General features: G+C 44.7%; 14 protein-coding genes and 2 pseudogenes. 5 read left to right on the top strand and 11 right to left on the bottom strand.

The window, feature by feature from the left end:
- Positions 1–6: 6 nt before the first annotated feature.
- On the top strand, positions 7–1428 hold the full coding sequence (locus DW743_RS06535) for a TldD/PmbA family protein (protein ID WP_117760983.1): 1422 nt from the start codon (positions 7–9) through the stop codon (positions 1426–1428).
- Positions 1428–2708 (top strand): metallopeptidase TldD-related protein, encoded by a 1281-nt coding sequence (locus tag DW743_RS06530; RefSeq protein WP_117760981.1) that lies wholly within the window; start codon positions 1428–1430, stop codon positions 2706–2708. The genes DW743_RS06535 and DW743_RS06530 overlap by 1 nt, the downstream gene beginning before the upstream one ends.
- Positions 2709–2993: 285 nt before the next feature.
- On the opposite strand, the pseudogene DW743_RS18900 reads toward DW743_RS06530, so the two are convergent.
- From DW743_RS18900 to DW743_RS06505, 5 genes and pseudogenes are all read right to left on the bottom strand, one after another.
- Positions 2994–3080, bottom strand: a pseudogene (locus DW743_RS18900) (DNA-binding response regulator); the annotation flags it as partial.
- A complete protein-coding gene (locus DW743_RS06520; protein ID WP_117760979.1) occupies positions 3073–5061 on the bottom strand; it encodes a DUF4118 domain-containing protein in 1989 nt (662 codons plus the stop codon). The gene DW743_RS06520 and the pseudogene DW743_RS18900, both read right to left, overlap by 8 nt.
- A 235-nt stretch (positions 5062–5296) precedes the next feature.
- Positions 5297–5944, bottom strand: a complete 648-nt coding sequence (locus DW743_RS06515; protein ID WP_022462603.1) for a potassium channel family protein — start codon at positions 5942–5944, stop codon at positions 5297–5299.
- Positions 5945–5963: 19 nt separating this feature from the next.
- Positions 5964–7304 (bottom strand): TrkH family potassium uptake protein, encoded by a 1341-nt coding sequence (locus tag DW743_RS06510; protein WP_055227415.1) that lies wholly within the window; start codon positions 7302–7304, stop codon positions 5964–5966.
- A gap of 241 nt (positions 7305–7545) precedes the next feature.
- Positions 7546–7797, bottom strand: coding sequence for a hypothetical protein (locus DW743_RS06505; protein WP_243004552.1), 252 nt, complete (start codon positions 7795–7797; stop codon positions 7546–7548).
- Positions 7798–7851: 54 nt separating this feature from the next.
- On the opposite strand from DW743_RS06505, the pseudogene DW743_RS18895 reads away from it, so the two are divergent.
- Positions 7852–8325, top strand: a pseudogene (locus tag DW743_RS18895) (transposase); the annotation flags it as partial.
- A 112-nt stretch (positions 8326–8437) separates the two neighbouring features.
- Here DW743_RS18895 and DW743_RS06495 read toward each other — a convergent pair.
- The 3 genes from DW743_RS06495 to DW743_RS18890 all read right to left on the bottom strand — a co-directional run bounded on the left by DW743_RS06495 (position 8438) and on the right by DW743_RS18890 (position 10513).
- Positions 8438–9379, bottom strand: coding sequence for a TlpA disulfide reductase family protein (locus DW743_RS06495; RefSeq protein WP_117760977.1), 942 nt, complete (start codon positions 9377–9379; stop codon positions 8438–8440).
- Positions 9380–9462: 83 nt separating this feature from the next.
- Positions 9463–10377: a 4Fe-4S binding protein gene (locus DW743_RS06490; protein WP_117760975.1), complete on the bottom strand. Its 915-nt coding sequence runs from the start codon at positions 10375–10377 to the stop codon at positions 9463–9465.
- Positions 10370–10513, bottom strand: a complete 144-nt coding sequence (locus tag DW743_RS18890) for a CD1871A family CXXC motif-containing protein (protein WP_117760973.1) — start codon at positions 10511–10513, stop codon at positions 10370–10372. The genes DW743_RS06490 and DW743_RS18890 overlap by 8 nt, the downstream gene beginning before the upstream one ends.
- Before the next feature lie 133 nt (positions 10514–10646).
- Between DW743_RS18890 and DW743_RS06480 the strand changes: the two genes are divergently transcribed.
- Together DW743_RS06480 and DW743_RS06475 are read left to right on the top strand one after the other, a co-directional pair.
- Positions 10647–11294, top strand: coding sequence for a response regulator transcription factor (locus tag DW743_RS06480; RefSeq protein ID WP_243004565.1), 648 nt, complete (start codon positions 10647–10649; stop codon positions 11292–11294).
- A complete protein-coding gene (locus DW743_RS06475) occupies positions 11291–12463 on the top strand; it encodes a sensor histidine kinase (RefSeq protein ID WP_117760971.1) in 1173 nt (390 codons plus the stop codon). Before DW743_RS06480 ends, DW743_RS06475 begins: the two co-directional genes overlap by 4 nt.
- 363 nt (positions 12464–12826) lie before the next feature.
- Here the strand turns inward: DW743_RS06475 and DW743_RS06465 are convergent, their stop codons facing one another.
- The 3 genes from DW743_RS06465 to DW743_RS06455 form a co-directional block, all read right to left on the bottom strand.
- On the bottom strand, positions 12827–13588 hold the full coding sequence (locus DW743_RS06465; RefSeq protein WP_117760966.1) for a hypothetical protein: 762 nt from the start codon (positions 13586–13588) through the stop codon (positions 12827–12829).
- Positions 13588–14784, bottom strand: coding sequence for an AAA family ATPase (locus tag DW743_RS06460; protein ID WP_117760964.1), 1197 nt, complete (start codon positions 14782–14784; stop codon positions 13588–13590). The genes DW743_RS06465 and DW743_RS06460 overlap by 1 nt, the downstream gene beginning before the upstream one ends.
- 323 nt (positions 14785–15107) lie before the next feature.
- A complete protein-coding gene (locus DW743_RS06455; RefSeq protein ID WP_117760962.1) occupies positions 15108–18881 on the bottom strand; it encodes an HD domain-containing protein in 3774 nt (1257 codons plus the stop codon).
- Positions 18882–18928: the final 47 nt, after the last annotated feature.

The raw sequence follows: 18928 nt of genomic DNA, 5'->3' as shown, positions 1-18928 counted from the left end.
AAACTTATGCAGGTTCCAATGTCATCCTATCTTGTGGAAATCAAACCACAGATTCAGGAACTGATCCGTCTGCTCGAGCGCGAATTCGATTATGTCAGCGTGCTCTGCACCGATGTCAAAGGTACGACCTACCGCGTCAGCATGCATCAGACCACCGTCGGCGATTATCACTTCTGTGAACGCGGCTTCGTTGTCCGTGCATGGCAGGACGGTTCCTACACCGAATATTCCTTCAACAACCTCACCGATGCCGCAGATCTTGCGGAGGAAATTACTTCCGCGCTGAAATCCGAATTTCAGGCATTAAAGGCACTCGGCATCGCGCAGATGGAGTCTCCTCTCGTGCAGGAAGAAGCCATCACCAAAACGATGCAGAATGAAATCGAGATTGACCCGGAGACCGTCTCCGCAGAGGAGATTCTCTCCCACCTTCGGAAGCTCTGCAACGCCGGCGCTGCCCATGAAGGAATTCTGGAATTCCAGAGTACCGTCAGCTTCGCCCGTGTCAACAAGCTGTTCCTCTCCTCCAAAAAGGATCTGATGCAGTCCTACGCTTTCTCGGAGGGCTCCCTTTCCGCAATCGGCACAGAAAACGGAAAACAGAATATGTCGTACCGTTCCTGCTCCGGCCTGAAAGGCGTGGAAATCTTAAATGAGATGGATGCGATTGTTGAGGAAATCATCGCCGTTCTGTACGACAAGCTCCACTCCGATCCGGTCATCCCTGGCATGTACGATGTCATCACCGCACCGGATGTCACCGGCGTGATTGCACACGAAGCATTCGGCCACGGTGTCGAGATGGATATGTTTGTCAAAAACCGCGCACTCGCCAAAGAGTATATCGGCAAGCCTGTTGCCTCCCAGCTCTCCTCCATGCACGACGGAGCAGTCGGCGCACAGCAGGTCAGCAGTTATCTTTTTGATGATGAGGGAACGCTCGGCACCGACACCACGGTCATCGACCACGGTACACTCGTTACCGGCATCAGCGATCTCGTAAGCGCACTCCGCCTTGGCACCACGCCGACCGGAAACGGAAAACGCGAGAGCTTCGAGCGCAAAGTCTACTCCCGTATGACCAACACCTACTTCACCGCAGGCACAGATAAACTCGATGATATGATCGCTTCGATTGAGCACGGCTATCTTCTCGAAAGCGTTCAGTCCGGTATGGAAGACCCGAAACACTGGGGCATCCAGTGCATGGTCGGACTCGGCCGCGAGATCAAAGACGGTAAGCTGACCGGAAAAGTCGTATCTCCTGTCACCCTGACCGGCTACGTTCCGGATCTCTTAAAGAGCATCTCCATGGTTTCCGACAAAGAAGAGCTCTTCGGCTCCGGCATGTGCGGAAAAGGTCACAAAGAATGGGTCAAAGTCAGCGATGGCGGCCCGTATCTGAAATGTAAAGTGAGGTTAGGCTGATGAACGAATTATACGATGTATTAAAAACAAGCAAAGCCAGCGACTTTCTGATCCGCGAAGAGCAGACCGAATCCCGCGAGGCATTTTTCATCGGTCAGAAGCTCGACATGAGCCGCGCGAAAAAAGTAACGCATACGTTTCTGACCGTCTTTGTCGACAGTGAGGATGGAAAATTCCGCGGAAGCGCAGAAAAAGAGATCCACCAGGGCATTTCCCGCGAAGAAATGAAGCAGGAAATTGACCAGGCGCTGTTCGCCGCACAGTTTGTGCAGAACCCATGGTACCCTGTTGCAGAGCCATCGGATGCCCAAGCAAGCGCCGACATGGCTGATGCTTCCCGCGATCTTACCGCTGAACTCGTAAAACTGGTGCAGGCTATGCAGGAAATCAAGGCGGAAGAGGATTCCCGCGTAAACTCCTATGAGATTTTTGTCAATCAGAAGCAGACACACATCCGCAATTCCCGCGGTGTCGATGTCACCTTCTCCGGCTTTGACTGCGAGATCGAGATTGTCACAAACTCCCGCAAGGATGATCATGAGATTGAGATCTACAAGGATCTCCGCTTCTCCGACAAATCTGCCGAGAAGATCATCGCCGAAGTGCGCGGAATGTTCCACACCGGCCGCCAGCGTCTGAATGCTGTTCCGACCCGGCAGAATGAGCATGCTGATGTTCTCCTGACCGGAAATGCCGTCGGCAGCTTCTTCCAGTATTTTGCCATGCATACCAACGCTTCTTATCAGTATATGGGCGTTGCAAAAGCAAAAATCGGTGAAGCCATCACCGGTGCGGATGCGGATCCGCTGAATATCCGCCTCGTGCCGACGCTCGACGGCTCTGCCAAAAACGCGCCGTACGACGAAACCGGTATGCCGGTAGCCGAGCGCGTTCTGTTTGAAAACGGCATCTGCCGCTCCTACTGGGGCAGCCTTCAGCATGCCCATTATATCGGCATGAAGGATACTACTTCCATGAATAACATGGTAGTTGAAGGCGGTTCGAAAACACTCGACGAGCTGCGCAGCATGCCGCATATAGAAATCACCGATTTCAGTGCGTTTGATATGGATGCCGTAAGCGGCACCTGCGGCGGTGAGATCCGGCTCGCGTATGAGAGCGACGGAACCACCTCCCATCCGACAACCAGCGGATCACTTTCCGCCCGTTATGACGATGTGCTGAAAAATCTGACTTTCTCGAAAGAGACACAGCAGATAAACAACCGCGTGGTGCCGTGTGCGGTACTGCTGCGGGATGTGACGGTGGCGGGAGAATAATTTTTCATTCTGCAGCATACGAAAAAGGAGCATCTCCGGTTTCGAACTTGAAACCTGGAGATGCTCCTTTTTAATTTTCTGTGTTTATGTTCAGTCTTTTCTTCGTCTTCTGGATTTCTTTTTGCTTCCAAAATCCGGAACAACGACCAGGGTGTTAAGGCCCAGATAAGTTTCAACATCTTCTGCCGTTTTGATATTGTTATTCAGCACAGTCTGCAGTGTCAGAATTGCCAAAACAGGAACAAAATTTCTAAACAGTAATGGGGTCTGACCCCAATGTGGTTATTTATAATCGTGTGTTTTCAGTGTTGTCGTAATCAGGTTGTGGACCGGCGTATCGTCTTCCACAACCAGTATCAATGTCTTATTCATTTAAATTCACCTCACTGAGCGGCAGCGTAAAACGAAAATGACAGCCGTGCGGAGCGCAGTCACGAAGCACCAGTTCCCCGCCATGCGCATTTACAATGGAACGGCACAGCGCCAGCCCAAGGCCAAGGCTTCTGCGGCTGTCACTCACCTTATTTTTTCCGGAATAGAACATTTCAAATACATGCTCCCTGCACTCCGCCGGAATGCCGGGTCCATTATCTTCCACCGCAATCCATACGTTTTTTTCTTCTTTTCCGGCTGTAATCCGGATCTTGGATCCTGCCTGTGTATATTTTACTGCATTGTTGATCAGGTTTACCAATACCTGCACAATCAGCTTTGCATCCATGCGGGCGAGCAGTACATCTTCCCCGCAGTCCACCGTAATTTTATGTTCGTTTTTCCGCCGTTCTACATGGCGCAGCGCCTCACGGACTACATCCTCAACCACCTGATCGGATAACTGCAGTTTTACACTTCCATCTTCTATTTTCGTAAGCGCAAGCAGATTTTCCACCAGTTCAATCAGCCATCCGGCATCCTCATAAATATCCGAAAAAATCTGTTTCCGCATCCCTTCGTCCAGTGCGTCAAAGTTACTGATCAAAGAGTCTGCATTGCCGAGAATTGATGTCAGTGGTGTGCGCAGATCATGGGAAATCGTCCGCAGCAGATTCACCCGAAGCTGCTCATTTTTCGCCATGACTGCCGCCTCTTCTTTTTCTCTCGCACTTTGTTCCCGATCCAGTGCCATGGCGCACTCTCCCAGAATAGAAAGCAGGATACTGTTCTCAAACGCATCCAGTGGCTTTTGTCCGATGAAAATGCCGATCACACCATATCTGTTCTGTGCCGCATAGATGGAAAGGTACAGATACGGTTCTTCAGAAAAACGTTCTGTCATAGCTCCCGCCCGTTTCCGGTTTTTCAGAACCCACTGCAGGATTTCCTGTTCTTTCTCATTAAAAACTTTTTCTGATTTTATTCCTGTTTCGGCGTTATAAAGAGTTCCCTGCACAATGCCGTTTTTCTTTTTTTCTACCGGCGCCACAACCAGATTTCTTCCCAGAAGCTTTATCAGCTGCGTTGCCGTAATATCAAAAATTTCTGACGCATCCTCTGCCTTTTGCAGAAGCTGGCTGGTATTAAAAAGAATCTTGGTTCGAAAGGCATCTCGTGCAGAAAGCTTTGCATTTTCTTTCAATTTTGAAGCAAGCGTACTGGTCAGGATTGAAGTGCCAAGCATGATCGCAAAGGTCACCGGATAGCCGGAACCATACGCATGCAACGAAAGCCTTGGCTCTGTCATAAAATAATTAAACAGGACAACACTTGCCACAGAGCTGACCACACTACAGGTATAACCGCTGGTCAGAATAGATGTCAGCATGACGCCAAACAGATATACCGTAATAATATTGGCATCCGTAAAACCGAGCCGAAAAAAGATTTCTCCGATTCCGGTCGCAGCAGCCAGAATCAGAACCGTAAGCATCAGTTCTTTCCAGGAAGGCAGCTCCATCCACTCCGGAAATTTTTTTCGTTTCTGATATCTCCGGTACACGTCTGAGTCTGGAATGATGTGAATTTCCAGATCAGGCACAAGATCCGTCAGACGCTCGGTCCACACCCTTCGCTGATGGAAATAGCCCTGCTTCATCATGCTCTTTCCAATGACAATCCGCGTCACCTCGGAAATTCTTGCGTATTCTGCAATCTGCAGGGCAATATCCTCACTGTGTGTCGTTACAATTTCTGCCCCGCTCTGCTCTGCCAGACGAACATGCTTCTGCAGCCTTGCCAGATCCTCCGGTGTTTTTTCTGTTTTTTCTGCTGTCTGCACATACAATGCCGTAAAGCCGGCCTGAAACGCCTGTGCCATCTGCGCCGCAGTCCGAATAATTTTTTCATTGGATGGCGAAGAGGACAGACACACCAGGATATGCTCTTTTTTTTGTTTTTCTTTTTCCAACTGTCTCACCCCACCTCCTATTGTAGATCATAAATGAAGAGAAAGCTATAGTCAGGAAATCTTTTTTTCTCCCGTTCCCTGTTCTTGTTTTCTGTTTTCCGTGAAATTTTGTCCCGTTTCCGGTTCCTCTCTTCTGTTTTCCGTGAAAAATGTCTCTATCTGATCCACGAGCACACCTCCAGACAAAAAACCGACCAGGGTAACGAAGAGCAGTCCTACACTTAACACAGAAATCACCTCTCTTTCAGATTCGAAAACATTTCTGGATCGCTTTATATTCACCAAGAACCAATATGGTAGCATCGCCATCCAGAACTGTCTCCGGAGACACCGCAACATCTGTTTTTCCATATTTTCTTGTTGCCAGAATATTAATACCGTATTTTTTCCGGATATCCAGCTGGCCGACATTTTTTCCAATCCAGTTCTCCGGGATTTCAACCTCAAAAATCGCATACTGACTGTCAATTTCAATATAGTCAAACACATGATCCGAGCTGTAACGAATCGCTGTCCATTTTGCCATCTGTTTTTCCGGATAAACAACCTGATCCGCTCCGTTCCGCAACAGGAATTTTTCCTGTACATCCCGTTCTGCCCGGGACACGACCCATTTTGCGCCCAGCTCCTTCAAAAGACACGCGGTTTCCAGCGAATCCTGAAAGCTGCTTCCGATCGTCACAATACAGACATCATAATTTCCCACACCAAGGGATCGCAGAAAGTCTGCATTGACACTGTCACCGATCTGTGCATTTGTCACATACGGCATCACGGCATCGATCCGTTCCTCATTTCGGTCTACCGCCATCACCTGATGTCCAAGCTGATTCAGATGCATGGCAATATGTCTCCCAAACCTTCCTACTCCAATCAGTAAAATATTTTTCATCTCTTCTCTTCCTCTCTTCTTATCCTACATTTATTTTTTCCAGCGGCATTTTTGCATGTGCGCTCTTTCTCCCCGGCATCGCAGCATAAACAAGAGTCAGACCGCCAACCCTTCCAAGAAACATCAGTGCAATCAGAATTCCTTTCGAAAGAACACCGAGCCGCGGCGTAATTCCAAGCGTCAGGCCAACCGTTCCAACAGCAGATGCTGTCTCAAACAGACATTCAGAAATCGGCAGATTTTCTGCCACACTGATCACCATTCCTCCCATTAGCACCAGAAAAAGATACATCATCAGAATCGTAGATGCATTTTTTAATACCTCCTGGCCCACCCTGCGTCCAAACATCTGTGTGTCCTCTCTCTGACGGAACGTAGCAGACGCATTAGCTGTCAGCACGGCAAATGTGGTAATTTTCATTCCGCCAGCCGTTGATCCCGGTGCTCCGCCAATCATCATCAGAACAATCATGATCGCCTGGGAGGCACCTGTCATCCCGGAAAGATCTGCCGTATTAAATCCGGCCGTTCTTGTTGTCACGGACTGAAACAATGCGCAGAGCGTCCGCTCCTTGACCGGCATTCCAGCGAAATCCCGGAAGAAAAAGAAGGCCGCCGGAACAAAAATCAGAAACAGACTTGTAAGCAGGATCACCTTGCTTTGCATGCAGTACTGACGAAAATGGTATTTTTTTGTATAGATATCATCCCAGGTCAGAAATCCGATTCCACCTATTACAATCAGCCCCATAATCGTAAGATTAACCAGTGGATTTCCCACATAAGAAGTCAGGGACGGATACAGATGATCCGTTTTTCCAAGAAGATCAAATCCTGCATTGCAGAATGCGGATACAGAATGAAACAACGCCATCCAGATTCCTTTTCCGCCGTAATCCCGTAAAAAAACAGGCAGAAGAAACAACGCCCCCAACAGTTCAATTCCAAAGGTTCCTTTGAGGATAAAACGCGTCAGGCGCACAATTCCGCCTACCTTCGGGGCAGAAATCGCATCCTGCATCGTGCTTCGCTGCATCAGGGAAATTTTTCTCCCGGAAAGCATCGCAATCGAAACAGCGATCGTAACCACACCAAGACCACCGATCTGAATGAGCAGCAAAATCACGCTCTGTCCAAAGACGGACCAGTAGCTTCCTGTATCTCTGACTGCCAGTCCTGTCACACAGGCGGCTGATGTTGCAGTAAACAGTGTTTCTGTAAATGGCGTTACATTTCCTTCCCGCGAAGCCACAGGAAGCATCAAAAGCAGTGCTCCTGCCAGAATTACCCCCGCAAATCCAAGAATGATAATTTCAAACGACGACCATTGTTTCCTGTATCGCAGTTTTATACTCCACATTTCTCTTTTTACTCCTTCTTTTTGATTCTTCCTTATTTTAGAGACTTCCGTTTTAAAAACGTATAAATACCTTTTCCATGGCATTAAGATTGTATAAAGATTTTTCGAATTTCAAGCCCAAAAACAGGAACCGCCCAAAAGTTTCCCACAACAGTAATGGGGTCTGACCCCAATGTGGTTCAGCACTGCCTGGAAATATATCCGGAACCCTTCACAATCTCCTTCGACCCGAACTCATACGTCATTCCGCCACCTCCATTTCCCCACGAAAAAAGCACCAGCCAACCAGGTGACCGATGCTTTCGTAAATATAATCATCCCCGTCCAAAACAATCTTTCCAGTCAGGTTCCACACCCCGGACCACGGAGGACCATCATCCCCCGGAACACAGAAGGACAGCCTTCCATCTTCCAGAATAACAGGAGCCACCGCAATATTTTTCATCCGCGGCATATATGGCTGTTCAAACCAATACGCTTTCCTCTCATCCATTTCTCTTCATCTCCATGATAGCCACCTGCCCTGCAAACTTGAAGTTGTATCATCATTTATGCTGTATGTACAGATCTGCTTGATGATGACGTTGCAGCTATCCTAAAAGTCAGTGAAGGAAGATGGCAGATTGAAGACTGTTTCAGAACTATGAAAACAGACTTTGAAGCCAGACCCGTTTACTTAAACCGTGAAGACCGGATTAAAGCTCATTTCCTCACCTGCTTTCTTGCTTTGTTACATTTCCGGTTATTAAACCGCTCCTTGAAAGGGACTTATACCACAGAACAATTACTTCACACTTTAAAAGACATAAAATTTGCGGATATAGAAGAACAGGGTTTCATGCCGGTATATGAACGTCAGGAAATCACTGACGATCTCCATGAAACCTGCGGATTCAGAACGGACTATCAATTCATAACAAAACGGAAAATGAAACGTTCCTTTTTCCTTTGCCCGCTACCTCGTCTTGTAAATGTATTTGAAAAAAATCCTGTTATGAAAAGGGAGTGCGAAAAAACGTAACTTTGCTTTTTCGCACTCCCTTCCTATAATGTCAAGCCCTAAATCACTTCCGCAATCCGCAAGCCTCACTTTGCAGTATCGTTTGCTTTCTTCGGCTGCCGCAGCTCTCGTCTTACTTCGCGCTGTCTGCATCCATCACAGACTGGATCTGTTTCATCAGCGTATCATAATTCTCCTGATTGTCGATTCCACCAAGCATCGGTTCTCCTACAATATTTCCGTTCCGATCGACTAAGATTGTGGTCGGAAATGCCATAATATCGGAAGCATACTTTCCGGCCGCGGAAGCAGAGTCAATGGAAAGATTGCGGTATTTCGCACCCTGGCTTTCAAGAACCGCTGCTGCTTCTTTGATCGCATCCTGATTTCCGTCGAAGGTTTCTGTGTTGATGCCTACAACCTCGCCTCCCATGGATTTGATTGCATCGTTTAATTCGTTCAGCTTGGATAACTCAGCAACACAAGGCTTGCAGCCAGTAAACCAGAAATTCACGACCGTTACCGCATTTTTGGAAAACAGACTTTCGTCAACGGTGTTGCCATCATAATCCTGGCCCGAGAAATCCCGGAACGGAGATGCCTCTTCGGAATCGTTTTTCGCGTCGCTATCTTCCGATGCTGTATTGCCGTTTTCTATTTCCGCCATCTGTTCCTCGATTGTTCGTATCGTTTGAATATCATCCGTCAGTGTTTTCAGCTCGTCCTCTGAAAAAGAATCCTTGTTGGCTTCAACCGTGTCTGCCAGATAATCCGCATAATTTCCGCTTGGATCCGCCGTGCTTTTATTCATCATGCCAAACACCTTGTTCCATACATCCGCATGATCTGCAAAAATCTGGTTCTCCTGCTGATATAAATCGTCCAGCTTTGTGCCGGAAGCCCCTGCCGTTTCGGTTCCGGATTCCGCAACAGATCCCGTAACAGCTTCTGTGCCGGATTCCGTCTGGGTTGTCTGCGTTTTCTTTGTGTCTGCAGCCTCTTTTCCGTTGCATGCGGTAAGTAATAATGCTACGCTGAGTGTAAAAACAGGGATAAAAGTTCTTTTGGTTTTCATAAATTATGGCTCCTTTTAAGATAGTATAATGTAAAAAACAAGAATTCAATATCATCCTTCGATGCTTCGTGATCTGCTGCTGATCAATGGTTTCTGATCTCTGACTGTTGATCTCCGGTGTCCTTTTTCTGACACGTTTTTCCCATAAACTGATAGTGGATCGCATCCTTCGGGCAGGCCTTGATGCAGGCTCCGCATCGGATGCATTCCGGATGATTTGGGGTCCGGCACACGTCGATATCCATTTTACATGCCCTGGAACACTGATTGCATCCGACACATTTGCTGTTTTCAATCGTGATATGTAAAAAGCTTACCTTATTAAATAAGGAATAGATTGCCCCAAGAGGACAGATCCATTTGCAGAAGGGTCTGTAAAACAAGATGCTGAGCACGACAACCGTAATCAGAATACAGAATTTAAACGAAAACAGCTTGCCCAGTGCAGACCGGATTGCGGCATTTCCGATGGAAAGCGGGATCGCCCCCTCCAGAACGCCCTGCGGACAAATATATTTGCAGAAGAACGGATCTCCCATCCCGATCGAATTCGTTGCAAACATCGGCAGAAGAATCACAAAAACAACAAGGATGATATATTTCAGATACCGCAGCGGCTTCAGTCTGGCCGTGGAGAATTTCTTTCCAGGGATTTTGTGAAGCAAATCCTGAAACCATCCAAACGGACACAAAAAACCACAGATGAATCTTCCCAGTGTCACGCCGAGTAAAATCAGGAACCCGGTTATGTAGTAGGAAAACTTAAATTTGGATGATCCGACAACCGCCTGAAAGGCTCCGATGGGGCACGCTCCCGTCGCAGCAGGACAGGAATAACAGTTTAGGCCCGGTACGCATACCGTTTTCGCCTTGCCCTGATATATTTTGCCCTGAAAAAAATTGGGGATATGAGGATTGGTAAGCAGTGTGGCCGCTGCCTGGATCCACCCGCGTATTCCGGCTATTTTCTTTGATCGTAACTTCTTTTTCTTATCCAATTCCGACACACTCCAGACATAATTTAATTGCTTTCCCAAGCACAGCAGCCGCTTCCCCTCTGACGGCGCCATAGCCCATCATCGCTATGCCTGTGATAACTAGAACAATTTGAGATATTTTTCCGCATTTCAAAATGTGGTTGCTCCTTTGATTTTATTGATTGACCAGCTGACTCTGATATTATACAATAGCTGTTGTAAAATCATTGTTAAGAAATGGGCAGGTGAAAAAAATTTTGAGATTATTAATCGTGGAAGATGAGAAACAAATGTGTGACACAGTTGCCAGAAGTCTGTACTCCGCCGGGTACGAGGTAGATACCTGCTATGATGGGGCGGAGGCTCTGGAATGCATCCTGGCAGAAAATTATGATCTGATTGTCCTGGATCTCAATCTGCCCGGCATGGACGGAATGGATCTTCTAAAAGAGCTCCGGAAGGAAAACGAAGAAACGAAGGTGCTGATCTTATCTGCAAGAGGACAGATTGCAGACAAAGTAGAAGGACTCGATGCCGGGGCAAATGATTATATGGAAAAGCCGTTCCATCTGCAGGAGCTGGAAGCGCGGATCCGCAGTCTGACGAGAAGAAAATTTGTACAAAAGGATGTCTGTCTGGAAAGTGGCGGGATCAAATTCGATACCATCAAACGAGAGGCCTATGCCAACGGAACCCTGGTTCCCCTGACAAGAAAAGAAAACGGCATTTTGGAATATCTGCTTCTTCACCTTGGCAGACCGGTAAGTCAGGAAGAATTGATCGAGCATGTCTGGGATGCCTCCGTGGACAGCTTCAGCGGATCCATCCGCGTACATATGTCTTCGCTTCGGCGAAAGCTCAGGGCGGTACTTGGATACGATCCGATTTTGAATAAAGTAGGCGAAGGATATCAAATACGAGAGGAGTCCGACCGATGAAAAAAATATCACTGCAGTGGAGACTTACCTGTATCATTACCCTATATATTGCGGTCATCTGTGGATGTCTGACCCTGCTTGTCTATAAAAACGGAATTTATTATATCGATTCCCTGCAGGAGACCGTAGATGCCAGGGGCGATGATGCCGAAGATCAGGACGGGGACGGTGCCACAGACGGTTCCGATCAAATCTATATCAGCATTCCGGAGGACAAGTGGGATGAATTTGCCAGAGATTTCTCTGTTCAGGTGTACAACAATAAAGCAGACTACAAAAGAAACAGTCTGATCCTTTCCGCTTTATTGGCCCTTCTTGGCGGTGTCGCTACCTATTTTATCAGTGGCCATGCGCTCAGACCCATTCGTGAGTTCTCCGAAAAAATTGAGGAGGTGCAGGCACAGAATCTGGCCGATTCGCGCATTGAAGAAAACAAAGTAAAAGAGCTGAACCAGCTTCGTATTTCGTATAACAAGATGCTGGAACGTCTCGCAGATGCTTTTGAAATCCAGAGACAGTTTACGGCAAATGCAGCACACGAGCTTCGAACCCCATTGTCTGTCATGCAGGTACAGCTCGATTTATACCATTCCACCCCGCATCCGGGCAATGACGCCGACACCTTACAAACACTGAAAATGGTGACGGAGCAAAACGGCCGACTCAGCAAAATGGTCAAGACACTGCTCGATATGAGTGAGCTTCAAACAGTAAGCAGGGATGAAACCATTGCCGTTGATGCCCTCGTCGATGAAGTACTGGTGGATCTGGAACCGCTTGCCCAGGAAAAGGAGATAAAACTGATCGGGAACTGTAAAGATACCACGATGGTCGGAAGTGACATTTTGATTTACCGGATGGTATACAATCTTGTTGAGAATGCAATCAAATACAACCATTTCGGCGGACAGGTTACCGTAACCGCATACCGGAAGGGAAAAAACATCTGCCTGTCCGTAGAAGATACCGGAAGCGGAATCCCGGCTGAATTAAAAGAACGCATATTTGAACCATTCTTCCGCGTAGATAAATCCAGAAGCCGCCAGCTTGGCGGAGTAGGCCTTGGGCTGGCCCTGGTTCATGAAATCGTGCGCGTACATGACGGCAGAATAACCGTTCAGTCCAGCCCGTCCGGTGGAACGATCTTTGAGGTAGTCTTTACACAGTGACATCATCCCAAAAGCCAGTCGATGATATCATCTGTTCTGGTGTGACTCCATTTCTTCTTTTTTCTCAGTATGGCATATTATACGCAGAACATCAAAATATTTTCCCATTTCGGAAACTTTTATTTTATTCAGCCCAATATTTTCCCGTTTCAGAAGCAAAACCGCATAAGCCACAGCTGCACTTCGGATTACACCTGGGTGCTGTCTGTGGTTCATGCGGTATGAGGCACAGCCTTCATGCTTCCTTCCGTTAGGCAAAAAAAAGAGCGAACCAACGCATTATCACATGTATCAATTCGCTCAAAATAATACTGATTCGGATGTGCTTCAGTCACTTTCCTCAGCGAAAAGAAGCCCCGTTTATCACACATTTGCTGTTTTCTGTTTAATCAAAAAATCACGTACATCTTCATCAAACCGTTTTGCTTGTGGACATTTTGCAACCACATCATCCCAATTTTCACAAACAGTTTCAATTAACTTTTCGTATGTCCGTTTTTCTTTTTTAGGACGATTTTTAATTTTCACTCCATGATATTGCGGTGAATGTGCAATGATGTTAACCCACGGATCAAGTAATGTTTCATAATCATCGTACTGATCACAGGCTGCCACAATCCATGTATCCGTTGCATCAAACGGAATCATATAGCTCACAGCCAGTCCATCTTCCGGAAGCAACAACGTCCTTATGAATGTTCTTAAAAAATCAGCCTCTGCATCTGGAGTATTTCCATGGTGTTCACACGGTAACGCAACCGGACATTCGTTTCTATCTCCAATTATTTTTTCACAGGTAAGCGGATGTGCTCCTTCCGGCGCATCACAAAGTGCCCTTTGACAAACACAATGGACTTCTTTCTCGCATCTTTGGACATCTCCATCCATATGGACAACCAAAAGATCAAGTACTGGTGTCAAGGAATGCATATAGGCCTTCAGCTTTCCCTGATTGTCTTCACACCATTTCCAGACACCTTTCCAACCATTTCCAAACTGTCCGATCATGTTGGGTTCTGGCTGAATCATTTGATAATTGTTTTCTTCATTGGTAATTGTATCAATGACTGCAGCAATCAGTTCAAAATCCCGTGGGCCTTCTGCAACAATTCCTATCGTTTTCATTACAGATTTGGTACGCCCCCTAACCGTCCTTCTGTCCACAATCTCGACAGAGAATAACCAGAATCCATTAACTCCTTAGTTACCTGAATTCTCTGTAAAGATGTGTGACCTGATTTTCTGCTCTTGTTTACTGCAAACAATCTTATATCATCATTCATTAAATCAAGTCCGTCCAAAACCAGAGGGTTGTGGGTTGTTACAAAAACAGTCTTATCCTGTTCCAGAATTGTTTTACAGAACAGCTTTGTCGTCTCTCTCGCAAGTCTAGGATGCATTGCATGATCAAAACTATCCACAGCAAAAATGCCCGGTGCATCAGGGTGCAATGCCAAGCAAAGAAGAAACAGAACATACAACGCTCCTTCACTGGCATCGTAAGCGGTAAAGCTTGTTTTTGAAGTCAAATATCGATCTTGGAACTCCAAAATTCTTCTCGTCGTCGGAACAGCAGCATTTACGCTTGACTTTTTAGGTGCAGTCACATCAAACCCACTTGCCCAATCGATCAGTTCCAAGACTTCATCCAGTGGAAGATTCTGCAAGTAGCTTTCACCGTCTTCATCTTGCCTCATGATTTCTTCAATTGCCTCTGCAAGTCTGCCTCCGCACAAACCGATAGGATTAACCTGATACGGATCAGGGAGCGTTCCTCTCAATGCTTGTGTGTTAGGTTGATAAATCGCATAGTTCTTAAACTTCTCAATTTCCGGTCTAACCTCAGCAAGTTCTTCATTAGGTTCGAGCATCAGTAACCCTACATACGGATCATATGTTGTTTTTGATGCACCGCTTCTTCCCCACAGTGTTTGATTATTTACAGTCAATTTTTCCGAATGATAACGCCACATGTCTCGTCTGGCTGAATCCGATTCATTTGGAACATTCAAATTGACTCCATATTGATAGTCCTTTTCATTTTGTCGCCAAGACACATCAAAATTGATGGTTGGTGCTTTTCTCCTTAAATCGGAGAATGCCGACTTATAAAGTCCCGGAACACTAAGACGAATACCTTTCCGCTGCATACTTGCGTTATCTACTCGATCTGTCATAGCAGCACAAAGCAAACCAATAGCCTCAAGGATTGTTGTTTTTCCAGAGCCATTTGCTCCAATAAAAACATTTACACGTCCCGGCTCAAACGACACCTCTTCCAATGTCTTGAAATTTTTAAAAACTAGCTTTTTAATGTTCAAAGCACTCACTTCCTTCATAAAGCCAGCTCAAGCTTAACATAAGCTTTGCCATGTTTCAAATTAAGTATACCAGTTTTCTAAAATAATTACAAACTTATTTTAGAATTTTTCTTCGTTTTGAAAATTTGTACTCGATATACAGGTTTCTTTTGTCTTTCCATAATAAAGACCCTCCTAACGATATTTATTGCATCACAGAAAAGCCTTCTAAACATTATTTTACAGAAAAGTTTCATACTCTCGTAAATGATGCTAATGATGGCATAATATCAACTCCGCGAATCAAAATGGCAGGGATTCGTATACTGTTATTTTTCGTTTTTTCATCCAAACGTGCATCTTCCATCTGCCCAACAATAAATCAACTCTTTCAAAAACTCCCTGTACTGTGTCTCAATTTTCTCTTCTTTCACATCATCTCCCGTCTTTTTTCTGTACACTGCGATGTAATGAATCACTGCCTTTCCACCCTCTGAATTAATAATACGATCTATAATTTCCTGACTCTTTTCATCAATTGGACATCCAATGAATTGATCCATAAACGCTTTGATTCCTGCCCCATAATCCCATAATGGTATCTCCGGATACTTCGCCAGCATTCCAATCTGTGCATGATATTGTTCTTCTGCATTTTCAATTCCAAGCATCGGATATTCTTCCATTCCAATCATAGCCACATATCCCTTCGGATCATGGCTCCGCTCTACTTCTTTCCAGAATTCTTTAAATATTCTCTTTTTCGTCTGTGAATCTATCTGTACTCCGTGTGTGTTACTGTTATGAATGCTGAATTCCATCCTTCTTTCGTCCATACTTACAAGAGACATTCTGTGGAAAACCGGAAACAGTTCACTTATATATGTCGTAAATGGTCTCCTTAAAACAATCGTCTCTTTATTCAGCATATCTTTTGCAACTTCAGATAATGGTCTGATTCGATAAAACAGTTTCCAGTTAAGATAGGACTCTGTGCAGAATTTACGCCATACTTTTTTCTCTTTTTCTCCAATCGGGCAGTTTTCCCCTGGTATGTCTAATACAATTTCAGGAATCCCTGAAAATCTCAGGAATATTTCCAACGGTTTTACATTTGAAAAACAGTGCTCTGCTCTCCATTCCACAAACACTTTATCCAAAGCCGAATTCGGCAGGCAATATTTCCATCTAATAAAATCCGGAACTCTGTTCCTGAATTCCGGTCGCCATCGAATCAACCCGCTTATGGCACTCTCCTCTACGCACTGATACATATCTTTTGTAAATTTCCATTGCGAGCAGAACGGAAATGCTTTTTGATAAAATTGAAAGCTTTTCTGCGTAATCAAATTTTTATATTCAAACAACGTATTTTTTTCGTTATCGTCAAAATTCACTTTTTCAAACGCAACATAGGAAAATCCAATTCCTGCAATCTGCAGAAAATGCCACAGCAGAGTTCTCATCTGCTGATCAAAATACGACTGTTGAAAGGATTCCCCGTGCATTCCGTTCCAATCCATTTTCCATCTTTTAATCAACTGATCTGCAAGGCAAAATATATGCTGCACCTCTTCCATCCCAGACTCTGGATCCCACAGTTTTATGCTTTTATCTAACATTTTTACAATTAAAAAATATGGCAGTATCTTTCTGGTAAGCATTTTATGGTTCCACCACTCTGGCACTCCCCAATATTTTTTCTTAAGTTCACAGCCCTCTGTCCATATTTCTTTCAATGATATCTCTTTCTTCTGATAAATTCTATTTGCCATTGCATCAATATCATTTGTGAGATTTCTAATATCATTGTCTTGATAAAATTCATCCAACATGAAAACATATATTCTTTTTGCAAATGCAGTAGCCTCTTCCACAACGCTTTCCAGTTTTCTGCGTGCTGCCAGAGATAATTTCATTCTTGCTGCGTCCACCCAATCATTTCCTGCACCATCCAGCACATCCATCTGATTCAGATATAAGCTGTCACTGCATTTGCCAGATTCCATCCTTTCTGTAAGACGAATCCCCTTATAGCAAACGTTATTTCCTTCCATGCTCTCCATTCCAAAACTTAATGCACAATCCTTCTCCCGATCCCACACCATTATCGACCGGTAGTCATCTGTAAACGCAAAATGATATCGTTCTGACTCGACAGACTGATCAATCAATTGATTTTCTTTTTCTGTTCTGCTCAGTTCATTGTACCAGGTCGACTGCGAAAAAGCTGGTATTCCATAATCCTGATCCGCATAGATGGAAACCATAGGTGTTACGCACCACGTTTCCATTATCTTTTTAATTTCCTTTTGTATTCCATCATTTACATTTTCGAGAAACAATTTTCCACCATTACTTCCGGTTACCCATTCTTTCAGTTCTTCCGTTAACAGAAACGAAAAACTAAATTCTGATCCCCTTTGCAGAGTCTGATTCGTTTTCTTGCAAAATGCATAACCACCTTTTTTCCCTGAATATAATGTCATCTCATTTGCCTTGTTCTCACTATCGGACTTAGTTCGTATCGTCAGGGAATCTGTTACTGAAAATACCGTATGCAGTCCAATTCCAAATGCCCCTGTCGGTCTCAGCCATTCCGGCATTCTTTTGATTTCATCCTGGTATTCTTTTCGTTCCGGCCAGCTTCGTCCTGTTGTCAGAATATTACGTTTAAACTCATCCATGCTGATGCCAATCCCTTTATCCCGAATCGAAAAATAAACTTTTCCCGTTTCACGACTATAGTCTGTGTGAATCATAATCGCATGTTCCTCAAAAATATTGGGATATGCTCTTTCTACATCAAACGGCGATGTTTTTTCATTAAATTGAAAGCCATACGCAGACAACGTCCTGTATAACTGCATCTTTGTTGCGTCCAGTGCATTCTGTATCAGTTCTCTCACAAAAATCAATTTATTATTCTGGTAAATGCTGATATCTTCAATCAGTTTAAATGCCTTTTCAGATGAGAAAAGAAACTTCAGATTTTTATGTGTAGATTCAGATTCCTCTCCGTCAATCAAAATCTTATACTTCAGTTCAGGAACAGAAATAAACTTTTTCTCTGGAAATAATTCCATTGAATGCATCTTTCCTGCAGTAACCTCCTGCTCCAGCCAGGATTTCCAGTTAATATGCTCTTTCACCGTATTCTGAAATATATTTTTCAGCGCAGAATCCCGTTCTGCTTTCTCCATATGTTTCAGCCAGTTCTCTTCACATTCCCTCTGAATCATATCATAACAGACATTGGCAACAACTACTATCCCATCCGAAGATATATGTAAAGTCTCTACACTCTTATGTTTGAAATAATGTGCAAGATTTTCTTCTCCGAGATTGCCGAATACTTTGATTCCAACACCATTAAAACGATTATTATCCATATCACATAAATCGCCCATACGGATCAGATATGCAACCATTCTCGGATGGAATTCTTCAACACCGAATGAATCTGCCAATGGCATTTCTTTTAAAATATCCTCAAACGACCAGTTGTGCGCCATGGATATCCGATAGATGTTATGAATAATTCTGTCTGGCAGGAATGAATCATCTATCGACAGTAATGAACCAAATTCACTTGTTCTGGCATCTGTCACATGCTTGATTCTCTGGCCATGTCTTGGGCGGAAATACTCCATCAGAATCACAGCAACAGAACGGCGTACTTCAAGAACCGAACATCCTTCTCCTTTTTCTGCCTTATCAATCTTCCGCGCAGCTCTTCCTACTTCATCTTCTCTCTTTCTGGCAGAAGTGAGAAAATCCTGAAATCCCTCCGTTTCCCATAATTGTTTCACTTCTTCGTCCGAATACAGCATTCCTGTATCATGCATATAAGCACACATTAAGATTAAAAACGTATCAATGCCCGACATTTTCTTAATCGTCTTTTGTCCAAGAATCTTTTCGATCGCTGAAATAATATTCATGGAATGAACGGCATCGTGCGTACTATAAGTGGGAAACGATGTAACGACAGAGCCGATATATCTTATAACTTTCTGCTTCTGAATATTGAATACACTTTCCAGATTTTTTACAGTTTCATCATATTCTGCTATCTTGTGCAGATGCGTTTCTAAGGTGATTCGTCTGGTTTTCATTTGTATTTTGCCCCTTTACTATCAAATATGTTTTCTCGTATAACTAA

This window comes from Blautia sp. AM28-27 (assembly GCF_003480905.1).
Taxonomy (GTDB): domain Bacteria; phylum Bacillota; class Clostridia; order Lachnospirales; family Lachnospiraceae; genus Fusicatenibacter; species Fusicatenibacter saccharivorans.
The sequence above is the reverse complement of the archived record's forward strand: the minus strand, read 5'-3'. Positions and strand labels throughout refer to the sequence as shown.

What these genes read in the sequence shown, in the direction of transcription:
- DW743_RS06510 (WP_055227415.1), bottom strand. Translation starts at nt 7,304, where the DNA reads ATGTGGAGTATAAAACTGCGATACAGGAAACAATGGTCGTCGTTTGAA.
- DW743_RS06495 (WP_117760977.1), bottom strand. Translation starts at nt 9,379, where the DNA reads ATGAAAACCAAAAGAACTTTTATCCCTGTTTTTACACTCAGCGTAGCA.
- DW743_RS06535 (WP_117760983.1), top strand. Translation starts at nt 7, where the DNA reads ATGCAGGTTCCAATGTCATCCTATCTTGTGGAAATCAAACCACAGATT.
- DW743_RS06455 (WP_117760962.1), bottom strand. Translation starts at nt 18,881, where the DNA reads ATGAAAACCAGACGAATCACCTTAGAAACGCATCTGCACAAGATAGCA.
- DW743_RS06505 (WP_243004552.1), bottom strand. Translation starts at nt 7,797, where the DNA reads ATGGATGAGAGGAAAGCGTATTGGTTTGAACAGCCATATATGCCGCGG.
- DW743_RS06480 (WP_243004565.1), top strand. Translation starts at nt 10,647, where the DNA reads ATGTGTGACACAGTTGCCAGAAGTCTGTACTCCGCCGGGTACGAGGTA.
- DW743_RS06530 (WP_117760981.1), top strand. Translation starts at nt 1,428, where the DNA reads ATGAACGAATTATACGATGTATTAAAAACAAGCAAAGCCAGCGACTTT.
- DW743_RS06475 (WP_117760971.1), top strand. Translation starts at nt 11,291, where the DNA reads ATGAAAAAAATATCACTGCAGTGGAGACTTACCTGTATCATTACCCTA.
- DW743_RS06465 (WP_117760966.1), bottom strand. Translation starts at nt 13,588, where the DNA reads ATGAAAACGATAGGAATTGTTGCAGAAGGCCCACGGGATTTTGAACTG.
- DW743_RS06515 (WP_022462603.1), bottom strand. Translation starts at nt 5,944, where the DNA reads ATGAAAAATATTTTACTGATTGGAGTAGGAAGGTTTGGGAGACATATT.